We start from the raw sequence: 15,275 nt of genomic DNA on the forward strand, positions 1-15,275 counted from the left end.
GTGGGCTCTTCTTTTTTGGTGTCTACAAAAACTTAATTAAAATCATAATCTTCCAAATTATTACTAAACTTAAATGGATAACTATAACCAATAACACCATCTCGATTTATTGCATAAAACCTAGCATAATAAATAGTATCCAGAACGGTCAACGCTCCTATTTCTGCATATGCAATATTATTACTGAAAGAACCAATAGAGGTGTCGTCAATGTCTTTTTCTGGAAATTGCACTTCACCTTCATCAGAAGTCTTCTTGATTGTCCAACATACACCAACCTCTTCGATGGATGCTCCTCCATCAAGCCATACCCTAGTAGATAGCTTAGCAAAGCTTTCACCAATAATTGGATTATCATTTTCATCCATTTGAAAACCTGGAACAGCCAATTTAGGTGCTTCTGCATCCGTAGAACAACTGCCTAAACAAAAAGAAATAATCATTGTTAACAGTACTGCTTTAAAAATATTTATAGTGAAATTTTTCATATACTTAATGTTTTATTTATAATAATATATTTAATACAAATCTTCTACTTCCTCTGGAGTAAGAACATAATCAAATATCATTGTATTAGCTACTTTGCCTGTAAATGGAACACCATAAGTACCTGTTCCATCTTGACCAATCCTAATAGGCAGGCCACTATTCATGTCGCCAATGCCGGACATATCAACACTAGCAAAGAATTGGGCATCCTGATAGACCGAACAGTTCCCGCTTCTATCAAATGTAATTGTTAACATATGCCAATCACCATCATTAACTACATCTCCGCTGATATCTATACGATTAGATCCATCTCCTGCATTTAATTTCCAGTTACTTCCAAGGAAAGCTAAAACAAATCCTTTATTTGATCCTCCGTTCCAATCTTTATCAGACAGGAAACTTGGATCGCTATTAGTTGCAGAGGTATTAATCCATGTAGAGATAGTAAAGTTGCCATTATGCCTAAAATCTAAATCTGAATCCATCTCTAAACTTGCATAGTTAGATCCGTCGAACTCATAAGTAAAACGTCCTGCTTCACTTGTAGCCAAAGCACCATTATTAGTGACGCTAATATTTTTTGTAAGACCTGATTGTGTTTTTAATACAGCACCACTATATTGTCTAGCAGCTATAGCTGCCTCTGAACCTGTAAGTGCATAGTCATAGAAAGTTACATCACCTACCATGCCGCTATACCAACTACCATAACTTCCTGTGCCGTCTTGACCTATTCTTACAGGCATTCCACTTGACATATCTGCTCCATTCAAAGCAGAAATATCTGCACTAGAAATGGCAACGCCATCTTGGTAAATAGTTACATCGCCTGCCCTATCGATAGTAGCCATTAAATAATGCCATTCACCATCATTAATAGCTGTTCCATTAAGGTCTGCACGATTTGAACCGTCTCCTATATTTAGCTTCCAATTACTGCCCAAATAAGCAAAAACAAATCCCTTGTTTGATCCTCCATTCCAATCCTTATCACCAATGATTGATGGATCACTATTGGTTGCCGTAGTATTTACCCAGATTCCTACTGAGAAATTTCCAGTACCTCTAAAACCTAAATTATTATCATTTATTTCAACTTGATCGTCCACGCCATCAAATTCCAGTATACTACCAACATAAGGATCTTTTACTTTAGAAGTAACCGCATCTGCAGTGTTAATCCTTAATGTTCCTTGGTTTTTTCTTACCAAGAAAACGAACTCGTTACCTGGAACGGAAGGTGCCCTTCCTTCAAGTCTTTGGATAACTATAGACGTTTTGCCCATAGATGGATTTGTGAAACCAGACTGGCCAGAATCCGCATAAGTAACATTAAAAACTATGACTACTTTTTCAAACTCCTCTAACCCCAATTGAGTAACATCAGTAGTAAAAAAACTAGATTTATAGCCTCCTTCAATTTCTGAAAAATTATTAATTTCCATAAGCACTGAATTATCTGCTCCTGAAACTACTTCTATTTTTTGTGGCATTGATTGTGTAATCACAGCCAATTCTATAGGTTGACTTTCTGAGTAAGACTCATAATGCCTTGGATCATATTCTAATTCCGCAAGTTCAGCATTTGTATATTCAAGTCCTGTTTTTGGATTAACATGATAAACGTAAAGTTCTGACTTACCTTCCAGTCTTTCATCTCCATTAAAATCCTCATCACTACACCCTATAATGGCAATTAACATAAGAGCCAAAAGAGGTAGAATTTTATTTATATATATTTTTTTCATTTGTCTTTTCTGATTAGTTAATTATTATATCTCATTTAATATGACCTATTAGCCCTATTAACAATGAAATATTTCTAATTGTACCCAGGGTTTTGATTAATGTTTGGGTTTGAATTTATCTCGCTTTGAGGTATTGGCCATAAATAATCTCTTTGTGGATTAAACGATCTAAAATCAATCACCCTAGTAACGTATTGCCAATCTTCCGTTGTTCCCATACCATCACCAGGATAAGCCATATTCCCCAAATATTCGGGATCATATCCCAAAGCATCGACCATTACGTCTTCCATAATTCTCCAACGGCGAATATCACTTAGTCTATGGCCTTCAAAAACTAACTCAATCCTACGTTCATTTCTAATTACTTCCCTCATTTCAGACTGGCTTAAAGCAGGCATTGCAGCACTTAATGTGGTCATTCCTACTCTGTTTCGTAATTCATCAATAGCTGCATATACCGTAGCATCTGGACCAGAGGCCTCATTTTTAGCCTCGGCATAGTTTAACAATACTTCGGCATAACGAATAAACAGTTTATTGTTCCCTTCTCCGTTATTCCTATCCATTTGCTTACCATCATTTATCCATTTTTTAGGTTTAAACCCAGAACCTCCCAGTATCCAATTTTCTTCAAACCTACCACCAATTCTTCCCCAAAATTCTACAGTCCAGGGAGCACCAGGATAATAAATAGACATCGATAATCGTGGATCACGATTCATATATGGATTGTCAGGATCATAACCAGAACTTGGGTCAGTAATTGGAAGACCATTAGCCATGTAATAAGATTCTGCTAGTTGTAATGTGGGCAGATAAGATGGCCACCATTCCATAAGTGGCATCTGAAAAAATGAAGGGTTGGTTTGTGGCGTGTAAAAAACCTCCAATATAGCTTCAGAATTTGTTACGGCACTTTCATTTTCTTCTAAAAATAGGCCTTCATAATCAGGGAACAGGCTATACACACCTAGATCCATACACTCTTTTGCTGCATCAGCCGCTTCAGCCCACATTTCGTTATATAACAACACTCGTGATTTAAGTGCCAGTGCAGCTCCTTTTGTTATCCGACCTATATTTTTAGCATCTGAATACTTTAAAGGAAGTTCCGGAATAGCTTCGTTTAAATCTTTTATAATTTGAGCAACTGTTTCCGCTTTTGGTGTGTTTTCAGGCTGTCCGTTCTCTAAATCAGCTGTAACAATAATTAACGGTACATTTCCAAAAAAGTTAATCAAATCAGCATAATACCAGGCTCTTAAAAATTTTGCTTCGGCGGTATATCGAGGAATATTATCAGAAGCAAAATTAGGGTTTTCCATAGCATCTAAAAACGAATTGGCTCTAGCAATCCCTAAATAGTTTCTATCCCATTTCCATGCTACCCTAGTTGCTTCTGCGGTTACCGTTCCTCTTGCAAAATCGGTAGCGCCTTCCCAGGGCGAACGGTTAAAGGCATTGTCCGACATCACGTCCAAATAGAAAGATTGCACTTTAGCATATGATGCGTCTGTTTCAAAATAATCTAATTTTTTATATACACCATTTAACATGATTTCCGCTGTTGCCTCTGATTCTATATAGGCATTTGGAGTAGCAAAATCTTTTGGAGAAGTTTCCAAATAGTCACTACATGAAAATATTAACAGGGATGTTAATATAATAGTTGTAATTTTATTTTTTACTTTCATAGCTTAAAAGTTTAAGTTTAATCCTATTGAATAAATCCTTGATTGTGGGTGCTGCAAAGTATTGGTAGTAGTACTTGGCTTTTCTGGGTCAAATCCGTAACGCATTTTTGTCCATGTAAATGCATTCTGTATATTACCATAAACTCTAGCATGAGATAAAGACAATACGTCTAATATTTTTTTGGGTATTTTATAACCTACGGTTATATTCTTTAACCTTAAATAAGAGGCATCTTCCAAATAATAATCAGATACAATATCGAATCTATTAGGTTCACTATATAATCTTTGCACGTTGGTATTTGGATTTTCTGGAGTCCAAGCATTTCTATACCACACCCCAGTCCCTGCAGAACCTCCGTGAAATGGAGCAGTTACCATACCTTGATTTAAGGAATTAACCCCAGAAACACCTTGGAAAAAGAAACTCAGATCAAAGTTTTTCCATTCAAATCCTAAATTTGCAGAGTATATCCAATCTGGATAAGGTTTTCCTATCAAAGTTTTATCATCTGCATTTATTAAACCATCTCCATTTAAATCAGAAAACTTAATATCTCCTGGTTGAGCAACCAATCCTGCGTAGGCATTACCAGCAGTTGATGTTAAATGACTATCGATATCTGCCTGAGATTGATATAAGCCTTCTGTTTTATAGGCGAAAAATGAATTAAATGCTTCTCCTTCCTTCCATATCAAATCACCAAAAATAATAGGGTCTTGTCCTGCTAAATCAGTAATTTTATTTGTTGTATGCGAAGCTGTAATATTGGCATTAATTTTAACATCCTTTATTTGCCCCTTATAGTTTATTAAAACTTCTAATCCTTTATTCTCCATTGCTGCAGCATTTTGAAATGGCAGTGTTGATAGCCCTAATGTGCTTGACAGAGGAAGTTGCATCAGGATATCTGAATTCTTCTTAACAAAATATTCAATAGTACCACTAATTTTATTTTTAAGAATCCCGAAATCAAGACCAAAATTTAATTGCTCCGAGGTTTCCCAAGTGGTTCCTCTATTAGCAAGTTTGGTTACAGCACCAGCAGGATATAATGTATTATTAAAATTGTGCGAAATATTTAAGCTAAGTTCATCCGAGGCGGCATAATATTGCCCGATACTTTCATTTCCAAGTTTACCCCATGACGCTCTTAGTTTTAAATTATTAAAAAGCCCATTACCGTCCTTTATAAAAGGTTCTTCTGAAATTCTCCATCCAATGGATGCAGATGGGAAAGACCCCCACTTGTCTAAAAATCTTGAACTTCCATCTCTTCTTAAAACACCTTCAATTAAATATTTGTCCTTGAAATTAAGCCCAACTCTTCCAAAATAAGATAACCAAGCGCCATCGTATGCCCTTCCGCTATTCTTCTGTGTACTAGCATCTCCAACACTTAAGTTTGGTAGATTAGCCGAAAAATTTTCTCTACTAGCCGATTTCCAGTCATATACATAATCCCTAGCTTCATAAGCAACCATTACATCCATATTAAGGCCCTTAACCAACTCTTTGGAATAGTTTAATTGTGCATTGAACAATCTGGTTAAAGATGTTTCATTTTGAGTTAGCAAACTTGATACAGAAGGAGTTTGTGGATTTAACTCTCCATTTGGCAGAAATCCAAAAAGAGTAACTGAAGGATTCCATGATTCGAATAATCTAGAGGTTCTATATAAATTATAAGAAGCTTTGGCACTAAGTCCTTCCATAATATCTAATGTTGCAGCCATTCTTACATTAACAGGCGATGTATTCGTATTCGTATAACCTCCTATCTCTGCTTTTGCCCATTTATCTCCATATGCATTATAACCTACACCTGGTAAATATCTTCTAGATGTTGAAGGAGCAACATAGATAAAATACATGGCAGAATCGATTCCGCCATCTGGTAAATCTCCCGTACGCTGGTCATATCCAGAGAAATTCAGATCGACCTTCAACCTATCGTTTAAAAAACTAGACGTAAAATTTGTTCGGAAGGTAAGTTTCTTCGTTTTACTGCCATCGGCAATACCATCTTGATCTAAATACCCAATGGCAGCAGAATACTGAAATTTTTCTGAACCACCAGAAACATTAATATGATTATCTATAATGGTTGCCGTCCCAAAGACATCAGAAACCCAATCATAGTCAGTAGGATATAATATTGGATCTACATTATTCCTGAATAAATCCATATATTCATCCGTATACCAGGATGGAAATATTCCACCATTGGAATTCGCTTGGGCTTGTGCCATTAACTCCAAATATTCCACTCCCCTTAAAAGCTCTGGTATTTTGGTAACCTCTTGCACTCCATAATAGCCTTTATAATTCACTTTCATTTGTCCAGTTTTCCCCTTCTTGGTTGTAATAACAATTACCCCATTGGCTGCTCGGTTTCCATAAATAGCAGATGAAGCTGCGTCCTTCAATACCGAAACAGATTCCAGATCGTTAGGATTAACATCATCTAGAGACCCTATCATACCATCAATAATTATTAGGGGATCACTATTACCAAAAGTACTTACCCCTCTAATTAAAATTTTTGCGTCATCACTTCCAGGCTGCCCTGAAGTTTGTGAAATAAATGCACCCGCAACAAGTCCTTGTAATGCCGCACTAGTATTAGTAAGAGGCCTACTTTCGATACTTTCTAATTCTACCGACTCTACAGCTCCTGTTAAGTTTATTTTCTTTTGTGTACCATATCCAACAACCACTACTTCGTCTAGCTCAGCAGCATCATCTTCAAGTTGAATTGAGAAACTGGTTTGGTTTCCAACTGCTACCTCAGTCGTTGCAAAACCAACATAAGAGATCACTAAAACAGCATCCGAACCAGAAACTTTAAGGGAAAATTTCCCATCAAAATCCGATTGTGTTCCATTCGTTGTTCCCTTTTCCAATATGTTCGCCCCTAGTAAAGGAAGTCCAGAACTATCAGTTATTGTTCCATTAATTTCAATTTGTTGTAAACTTTCGTCACCTATATCTGGTGAATTATTTTTTATTAAACCCCCTTCCTTTAGAGGAGTTAGAATTATTTGCTTTTCAATAACCTGAAAAGCTGTCTTACCCTTGCTAAACATTAAATTAAGTACTTTATTAATGTTTCTCTTCTTAACATGGATAGAAATCTTCCTTTCCAATTCCAATTCCTGCTGACTATAAAAGAATTTAAACTCTGTACTTGATTCAATATAGTCTATAACTTCTGAAATAGTTATGTTATCCTCACTTAAACTAATTTTTGTATTCTGGGCATATCCTGAATCAGCCTGTACTTTGATGAGCGTAAGAATAAAAAACAGAATGGAAAACTTCATCTTAAGATTAAAATTTGGATAGTTAATACAAATACATCCTACCCCATTTAATGGTTTTTTCATATTTTTGTTTGATTTTGGTTAATTAAGTTACGTTAGTTAAAATCGATTTTTTGAGTCGGGCGTGTAGCCGCACGCTCGACTTTCATTGTATTATGTTATCATATTTTTGGTTTTAGAATCTCCAAAATAGAGATGGTTAATATTGGTTTTTACTGATAATTATTTCTTTATTATTAATGGTGTATGTAAAACCTGTATGAGCCTTACAAACTTCCAATATTTCTTCTACGGTTTCATCGATAAATGTACCTGTAAAACGCTTTTGGTTCAAGGCTTTATATTCATTGATTATCTTTACATTAAAGTGTCGCTCTAACTTCTTTAAAATAGTTTCGAAGTTATCCTCTATAAAATAAAGCTTATTCTCTGTCCAAGCTATATACTTCTCAATAAACACCTTCTGTACTTTTATGGCATTCTCGTTTAACACTGCGCGTTGTCCAGGAATTACCTTTATGGGCTTTAGTTCGATTGAATCATTTGATTTATATACGCCAACACTTCCTTCCACCAAAACCGTCGCATAAATACCATCGTCCTTATAGCTCGAAACATTGAACTTGGTTCCATATACCTGTGTATTCATTTGATCTGTTATCACCGTAAACAAACGTTCTTTGTCTTCCTCCACGGAAAAAAAAGCCTCACCATCTAGAAACACATCTCTGGGCATCTCTTTGATAAAGGTAGTAGGATATCTAAGTTTGGAACCAGAATTTAAATATACATGTGTCCCATCTGATAAAACCAACTGAAATTTTCTACCCAATGGCACATTTAAAGTATTATATACTAGCTTCGTCGAAGAAGATGCATTGTCAGAATGATACTTTATAACATTCTGTTCTTTTTTTATAAGTTCTTTTCCTGCCAATTCTAAAATGGTTTCAGAAGAACTTTCATCCAGATACTTTATAGTTCCATCATGCAGTTCAAGGGTTATCTGATCAGTATCAATAATTTCTCCTTCTAATTTATTTTGATTAAAAATAGCTATGGAAACCAATAGTCCTACTAAAAATATTGCAGCAACACCAACCAACTTAATATATACCTTATGAAATTCTCTCTTGCTCCTACTTAGTTCACCATATGATGTTCTTCTTTTATGAATAATATCTTGCCACAACGTATCAAATTCATCCAATTCAGTTGCCTCTCCCTCCTTAGACAAAAGCTTAACAAATGCTACTGCGCTTTCAACAGTGTCTTTTTTCTCCGGATTATCTTTCATCCATTCTATCCAAAATTTATTAGACATAGTATCTGGTCTTAGCACCCAATTTTGGAAATACTCATCCATTATAAAATCCTGTTCAGTATAATCCTGATAACCCATGATTAAGTAAAATCTTTTAACCTTTATTATATAGAGAGAGAGTAAACAGAAATTACCCCAAAAAAAAATAAAAAATTTTAATTTAATCAGTAAACTTACATGAAGTAGAGGATAAGTAAGTAAAGTAAGAACTGCAGGTAAGGTTTGTATAATAATCAAGAAAAATATAAATCTATTTAGTATCACCTACAATACAGGAAAAATATGTGCTAATCGAGACGTGATCCTTAGATATTACTTATAAAAATGTCTAAGAGCACCAATGGCTCTACCCATCAATTTGTAAGTCGCTTTAGTAGAAAGGTCCATGATTTCTGCGATCTCTTTATAATTCAATCCTACATAAAACTTTAGATGAATCATCTCTCGCTGTTTCGTAGTAAGCCGATTTACGCACACTTTTAATTTACTAAGTTTATAATCGAACTTTTGTTTTTCTATGAGTCTATGTTCAACCGATTCTGAAAAAACAAGTGTATCACTTTGTTGTATTGAGCTTGTATTAACTAACTTTAATCCTTTCTTCCTTTCATTTAAAACCCTTCTTCTTAATGCCTTGCACAAATACATCCTGATATTAGCAACTTCACCTAATTTATGTTTTCTATCCCAAATGTGAACAAATAAATCTTGAATACTATCTCTAACTAAGGCTTTATCATAGACCAATTTCAAACCATAGGAATATAAAAAATGAAAGTTAGATTTATAAATTAACGCAAATGCATATTCATCCCCCTCCTTTAATCGATGCCATACTTGATGGTCGGATATACCCTCTTGATGTTTGATATATGTGGAGTCGTCACAATTAGGCACATTGTCATTTACAAAAGTATTATTACGTAAATGTTTAGTCCCTTCTATCATGAATCTATTAAGATTAAATACTTTAACAAATATTAAAAAAATTATTCATATATGAAAATTTAATTTATATTCGCAAGCTTTTAACAAAGTGATTTTCATCAAAATAATGGATTTCTTGAAGCGAACTATCCCTAGGCAGAGCCTCGAGGGATTCTTTTCGATTAAATTATCATAAAGGAACAATACCATATAATTATAAAAAGAGATCAAAATTATAAGCAATTAGAAATTAAATTAATTTGTACTGAAGTCATTCGATTTAAAAAATATAGATTCCTTTCTTATTTAATTCAAAAGTCCTTGTTTTATCATTTATTTTCAATTTACCTTTCGCAAGCGGACTACCCTTTATTTGGCCTTTAATTATTTTTCCTTGCTTCCAGATTATGTCAACTTCAAACCCTCCTCGCGTCTTTAATCCTTTTATTTCACCGCTTTGCCATGCGTCTGGTAGAGCCGGTAATAATTCTATAATTCCAGAATGTGATTGTAAAAGCATTTCTACGATACCCGAAACACCTCCCATATTTCCATCTAATTGAATTGGTGGATGCGCACATAACAAATTAGCATACGTTCCTCCTGAATTATCCATAGAGACCGTTTTAGTTTCTACTGCAGTTAAAAGTTGGTTAAGCATTTTATGAGCCCTGTTCCCATCATTAAGCCGTGCCCAAAAGTTAATTTTCCAAGCCCTAGACCAACCACTGCCACCATCTCCACGAGCATTTAAAGATACTCTTGCCGCTTCTGCTAATTTTGGAGTTTCAATAGTTGATATTTGGTTTCCTGGGTGTAAGGCAAAAAGGTGGGATACATGTCTGTGCTTATTATTTGGATCATCTACATCTTCTTTCCACTCTTGTAACTGTCCCCAGCTTCCAATTTGAGGGGGCAATATATTATCTCTTGTCTGTAAAGCCCTTTTAGTAAAGTCATCATCAATCCCTAATACCGCAGCGGCTTTTACGCAATTGTTCAACACATCCCAAGCGATTTGATGATCCATGGAAGCTCCGCTTGAAATTCCTCCGTGTTCTGGAGAATATGATGGCACAGAAACTAGCTTCCCATTTTCATCCTCGGTTAAATAACTTATCCAAAACCGAGCCGATTCTTTCATAATGGGATATGCCTTATCTTGTAAAAACTGTTTGTCATTTGTAAAGTCGTAATGATCCCACAAATGTTGAGAGAACCATCCTGCTCCACCCGGGAAAAAGCCCCAGGGAATCCCCCAACCTGGTGAGGTGTATCCAAAGGCATTACACATAGTATTGACCATCCAGCCATCGGCATTAAAAAATTCCTTTGCTGCCAATTTTCCAGGTTCCACTAAGCTTTCTATATAATCTAAAAAAGGTTCATGACATTCGGAAAGGTTTGTCAACTCAGCAGGCCAGTATATCATTTGTAAATTAATATTACTATGGTAATCTGCTGCCCAAGCTGGATTTGTTGCATTGTTCCATTTCCCTTGTAAATGCATAGACATGGTATTAGGTCTACTTCCAGAAATCATTAAATATCTGCCATATTGAAAATAGAGACTTTCCAACCCTCTATCTTGATTCCCTTTAACATAATTCTTTAAACGCGTATTAGTAGGTACATCACTAAAAGATTGCCCTTTCAAACTAAAAGAAACCCTATTAAATAGGTTGCTATAATCTAAAACATGTTCTTCGATTAAATCATCATAAGATAATTTTGAAACTCCTTCTAGCGCTTCAGTATTTTTTAATTTAAATCTTGGATTCTTGTATTTTGGATAGGATAACTTGAATGATGTAGCTGCTGTATGCTCAAGTGTTATATCCTTAGCTCCTTCAACATAAACTACTCCATTTTTATAAGATACGTTCCCGTCTGTTTTTTTAAGGGAAACTCTTGTTTCAAATGCCATTCCATTATCGGCCACTTTTCCTTGAAAAATATAAACACTATCCTCTAACACTTCTTTAACCGTTGCATGAGGTGTTACAAAACGAATTTCATAATTAGTTGCTACAGAGCTTTCAAAATGATACACCATAACCTTACTCGGATAATTACCAAAATAGGTTCTCTTATAGTCTACACCGCTCACGGTATAGCTTACTTCTGCCAGTCCTGTTTTTAAATCTAGACTTCTTTTATAATTAGAAGCTTCACCAAGGTGATTCACTTTTATATAAAAATCCCCCATGGTTTGTTGTGCTCCATAATCTCCAAATTCACTATTATATCGTGATCCTGTTTCTATGGCTCCCGTAAACTTTGTTTTTACCAATTGGTCTGCTTCTCTGGTTTTCCCCTCTTTCAACAACGCTCTTGCCTCTGGCAAATATTTATATGTCCCTTCCTTTATTCCAAAATTGTAATTGGGGTTGGAATCTGGACCACCAGACCACAAGGTGCCTTCTGAAAACTGGATGTGTTCCTCATTTATTCCACCAAAAACCATCGCTCCTATATAGCCATTACCAATAGGTAAGGCTTCAGTCATCCAATCTGTTGCTGGTTTATTGTACCATAATTTTAAATCATCTTTTTCTTGTGAAAACGCACAAATACTAATTAAAAATACGAAAGCTCTTAATTTCATCTTATTTAATTGTTGTTTTTTATAATAGTTAAAAAATCGATTAACAATTCAAATTCTGTATCTACAAACTTGGTATCATACACCTGAACTTCTGTGCCTGCTGCCATTATTTCTTGCATTACTTTTTCAGGGTTTTTATTTTTGTATTTTGCTTCAACCCATTTTAAATACTGGTTATTCTTTTCGTGTTGCAAGGCCTTATTTAAAAGTTGTTCTGCGTCTTTGGTCATACCAATTTTTCCAAGTGCTATAAGCTGCAAGTACAATTTAGTGCTTTCGTTTAGGTATTTGGGTGTGCGATGCCCTGCAATGGTTTTATAAACCTGTTCTGCTTTAGATTTTTTGTGCATTTGCTCTAAGCCATAGGCAATTATAAAATTATCCAACCGCTCATCAACATCGTAATGTTTACCTACTCCCAAATTTTTTGGCCACAACTTGGCCTGTTTTGCATAGTCTATGGCTTTCTTGTAGTTACCTTTTTGTAAGGCATCGAAGGCTGCTTTAATACAGGCATCGTGATACATCGTTCTTCCTATGGTTGCACCTTCGTATGGCAATACGTTAAACGCATTTAAAAAATCGATACAGGTGTCATATTGCTTGAGTCCCATTACAGCTTTGGCATAATGCATACCGAATAAGGATTTTTCGGGATATAACTTTAAAAATGTTTTAGCTTTTTTAGCTGCCTCCCCAAACTTGTGTTTTGCTAAATAGTCTTCTATAAGCGCCATATTCACTCGCCAATCATTAGGATCAATACTGTAGGCCCTTTGTAAGGCTTCTTCAGCAGCATTTTCTTCATCAACAAATAATTTGGTCTTGGCTAAATAAAATAGGGATGTACCTGGTTCGTCTCCACATTTAGCAAACATACTTTTGGCTTCTTCAATCAATCCTTTGTTCCAGTAAATAAGTGCTACAAAGTACTTTAATTTCCAATGGGAATTTTTGTCTATTAATTCATTTAACATGGTCACGCTTTCCACACGATGCGGAAACACCAAATCTACAGGTAATTTGAGCGCTTCCTGTAAATGGGCTGTGGTGTTTTCAGTATCTAAATGGGCTAACCATAATGCTACGATGGGCTGTTTTGGTGCTAATTTTAATAGCGTAACGGCTTCATCTTGTGCGCCTAATGCCAGATACTTAAGAGCCAATTCGAGATAGGTTTCGTAAGGTAGCTCGTTGGTAATTTGTGCATTAAATTCTGCTTCACTCTTTTGTTTTAAAAACAACAGCTCGGCATCAGCAAATATATTGGTTGCATCTAATTGAGTGATTGTTTCTAACTTGGAGTGTGCAGATACGCTATCTTTTTCTTTCCTATAGATAAAGGCTTGCATTTCAAGGGCGCTCATATTAAAGATGTTAAAATGCAATGCTTTCTCTAGATAGGTTTTGGCTTTATCAAAATTTTTTTCGTTTAAAAACAGTTTCGCCAATTCGGTGTATGCAGACGACCTGTATGCGACATCTTGACTGGCTATAGAAAATCCGCTTTTCGCTTCATTTGTGTTTCCTAAAATAGCATAGATTAAACCGTAATTGTAGTTTGCCAATCCGTCGTAAGTATCAACAGCTAAAGCTTTTTGGGTGTACTCAAGGGCTTTTTGGTACTGCATGATACGGTAATGACTCAATGCCAACCTGTTTATTGTAGGAACAAAACCTGGTTCTTTTTCGTGACTTTTCACATACGCTTGCAGTGCTTCGGGATAACGGCGTTGTTTTTCTAATTCCAAGCCTTCTACATATAAACCATAAGCTGTTTCCATGTTGAAATCTTCGTTTGGTTTTATGGGCCTATCGACGCTATTATTAGGGTTTTTAGAATTGTAGTACAGCTTGTTTTTTCCGAAATTCACTTCAAAAACACTGCCATTATCTATGGTTATTGTTTCTGTAATTAATTGCAATGGGGTCGCTTTCACTTTTTTATTAAAAATGATCTTGCCCTGCGAGGTTACGACCAAATCGTCATCTAAATTCTGTAACGCACTTAAAAATAGGGTGACTTTATTCCCAGATTGTTCTATGTTTAAAACACCATGTTGTGAAGCTGCCACCATCCCTTTTGTTTCTTTTAAAGGAAACCAATATTCGTTCATAACATCGGTATCCTGAGGTGAAAACTCACGGTGCTTAAAAGGTGTATAGGTACTACTGGCTGCTGCTTGGTTGAACAGTTTGCCCGATTGGTATTCTATATATTGTCCGTCGGAATCTGTTAAAAGGTCTTCCCATATCATGCCTTGGTCCGAAAGTCCCCAAATCCATATTTTCTTCCCAGGCTTGTCATCGTAGAGGCTATAATGTCCGAAGCCAAAATCATCATCGTGATAATACCCGCCAAAATAATCGGAATAGGCATTAATAACATGGTAGGATTTATAGACACCAAAATTGTTATTTTCGTAAAAGCTTATTTCCCTTCCGTTGTCTATAGGCCATTCGCCTATTTCTCCCCCATGACCGATACGCTTATTGCCAGGGTATAAAAATTCCAGATTGCCTTTTGCTTTAGCAGCTGCATTCATCCAATGGTAATAGGTAACCGGTACATTGGAATTGTTAAACCATGTTGCTTTGGTTTCAAAATAGGCTTTATCTTTTGGCAATCGTATCTCTACATTCCAATTGGTCCGCGATGGCAAATCTAAGGCGCCCACAATACAGGACACGCTGCCATCTTCATTTTCCTTAATCCTATAATCAACAGGTGTAGCACAGGTTGGAATGTGCCCTATATCGCCAAAATTATACTCCAGCCCACCAGAAGTCCATGCACCCCGCATTGCCACATCCCTAAATTTGACCACGTGGTTATAGTACATAAATTCTTTTCCCGTAGATTTTTCTATGGCACCCCATATTTTACCTCCAATGTCTGGACACACAAATACCTTAATATACTCGTTTTCCAGCACGACCATATTCCATGCTTTATCTTCGCCTTTGGCTGTATAGCCATCGAATCTAAAATAAGGATACAACCGTCCTATTTGTGGCAACGGACTAGGGTCTGAAAACATATAGGTTTTCATAGTGAGCTTTTCTTCTTTTATGGTCGCATTTTGTGAGAATGTAGAAGTGCTCATGGCTATTGAAATTAGTACTACAAAAATTATTCTTTTACTATTCAT

General features: G+C 35.8%; 8 protein-coding genes. All 8 read right to left on the reverse strand.

Going from position 1 to position 15,275, the window contains the following annotated elements:
• Positions 1-32: 32 nt before the first annotated feature.
• Positions 33-488, reverse strand: coding sequence for a hypothetical protein (locus JF259_RS10850; RefSeq protein WP_199115350.1), 456 nt, complete (start codon positions 486-488; stop codon positions 33-35).
• Between the two features lie 30 nt (positions 489-518).
• Positions 519-2,240: a LamG domain-containing protein gene (locus tag JF259_RS10855; RefSeq protein WP_199115351.1), complete on the reverse strand. Its 1,722-nt coding sequence runs from the start codon at positions 2,238-2,240 to the stop codon at positions 519-521.
• Positions 2,241-2,314: 74 nt separating this feature from the next.
• Entirely contained in the window at positions 2,315-3,937 is a 1,623-nt protein-coding gene (locus JF259_RS10860; protein ID WP_199115352.1) for a RagB/SusD family nutrient uptake outer membrane protein, read from the reverse strand.
• Between the two features lie 3 nt (positions 3,938-3,940).
• Positions 3,941-7,327, reverse strand: coding sequence for a SusC/RagA family TonB-linked outer membrane protein (locus JF259_RS10865; protein ID WP_199115353.1), 3,387 nt, complete (start codon positions 7,325-7,327; stop codon positions 3,941-3,943).
• Between the two features lie 136 nt (positions 7,328-7,463).
• The gene (locus JF259_RS10870) at positions 7,464-8,666 is read right to left on the reverse strand and encodes a FecR family protein (protein WP_199115354.1); all 1,203 of its coding nucleotides are present in this window, start codon (positions 8,664-8,666) and stop codon (positions 7,464-7,466) included.
• Between the two features lie 234 nt (positions 8,667-8,900).
• On the reverse strand, positions 8,901-9,536 hold the full coding sequence (locus JF259_RS10875) for an RNA polymerase sigma factor (protein ID WP_199115355.1): 636 nt from the start codon (positions 9,534-9,536) through the stop codon (positions 8,901-8,903).
• Between the two features lie 259 nt (positions 9,537-9,795).
• Positions 9,796-12,123 (reverse strand): glycoside hydrolase family 95 protein, encoded by a 2,328-nt coding sequence (locus tag JF259_RS10880; RefSeq protein WP_199115356.1) that lies wholly within the window; start codon positions 12,121-12,123, stop codon positions 9,796-9,798.
• Positions 12,124-12,128: 5 nt separating this feature from the next.
• Positions 12,129-15,275 carry a DUF5107 domain-containing protein gene (locus JF259_RS10885; RefSeq protein ID WP_199115357.1) on the reverse strand — a complete coding sequence of 1,049 codons (3,147 nt, stop codon included), beginning with the start codon at positions 15,273-15,275 and terminating at the stop codon, positions 12,129-12,131.

This window comes from Snuella sedimenti (assembly GCF_016428595.1).
GTDB lineage: Bacteria > Bacteroidota > Bacteroidia > Flavobacteriales > Flavobacteriaceae > Snuella > Snuella sedimenti.

Coding starts and splice junctions, on each gene's coding strand:
- JF259_RS10850 (WP_199115350.1), bottom strand. CDS start 488: ATGAAAAATTTCACTATAAATATTTTTAAAGCAGTACTGTTAACAATG.
- JF259_RS10855 (WP_199115351.1), bottom strand. CDS start 2,240: ATGAAAAAAATATATATAAATAAAATTCTACCTCTTTTGGCTCTTATG.
- JF259_RS10860 (WP_199115352.1), bottom strand. CDS start 3,937: ATGAAAGTAAAAAATAAAATTACAACTATTATATTAACATCCCTGTTA.
- JF259_RS10865 (WP_199115353.1), bottom strand. CDS start 7,327: ATGAAAAAACCATTAAATGGGGTAGGATGTATTTGTATTAACTATCCA.
- JF259_RS10870 (WP_199115354.1), bottom strand. CDS start 8,666: ATGGGTTATCAGGATTATACTGAACAGGATTTTATAATGGATGAGTAT.
- JF259_RS10875 (WP_199115355.1), bottom strand. CDS start 9,536: ATGATAGAAGGGACTAAACATTTACGTAATAATACTTTTGTAAATGAC.
- JF259_RS10880 (WP_199115356.1), bottom strand. CDS start 12,123: ATGAAATTAAGAGCTTTCGTATTTTTAATTAGTATTTGTGCGTTTTCA.
- JF259_RS10885 (WP_199115357.1), bottom strand. CDS start 15,275: ATGAATAGTAAAAGAATAATTTTTGTAGTACTAATTTCAATAGCCATG.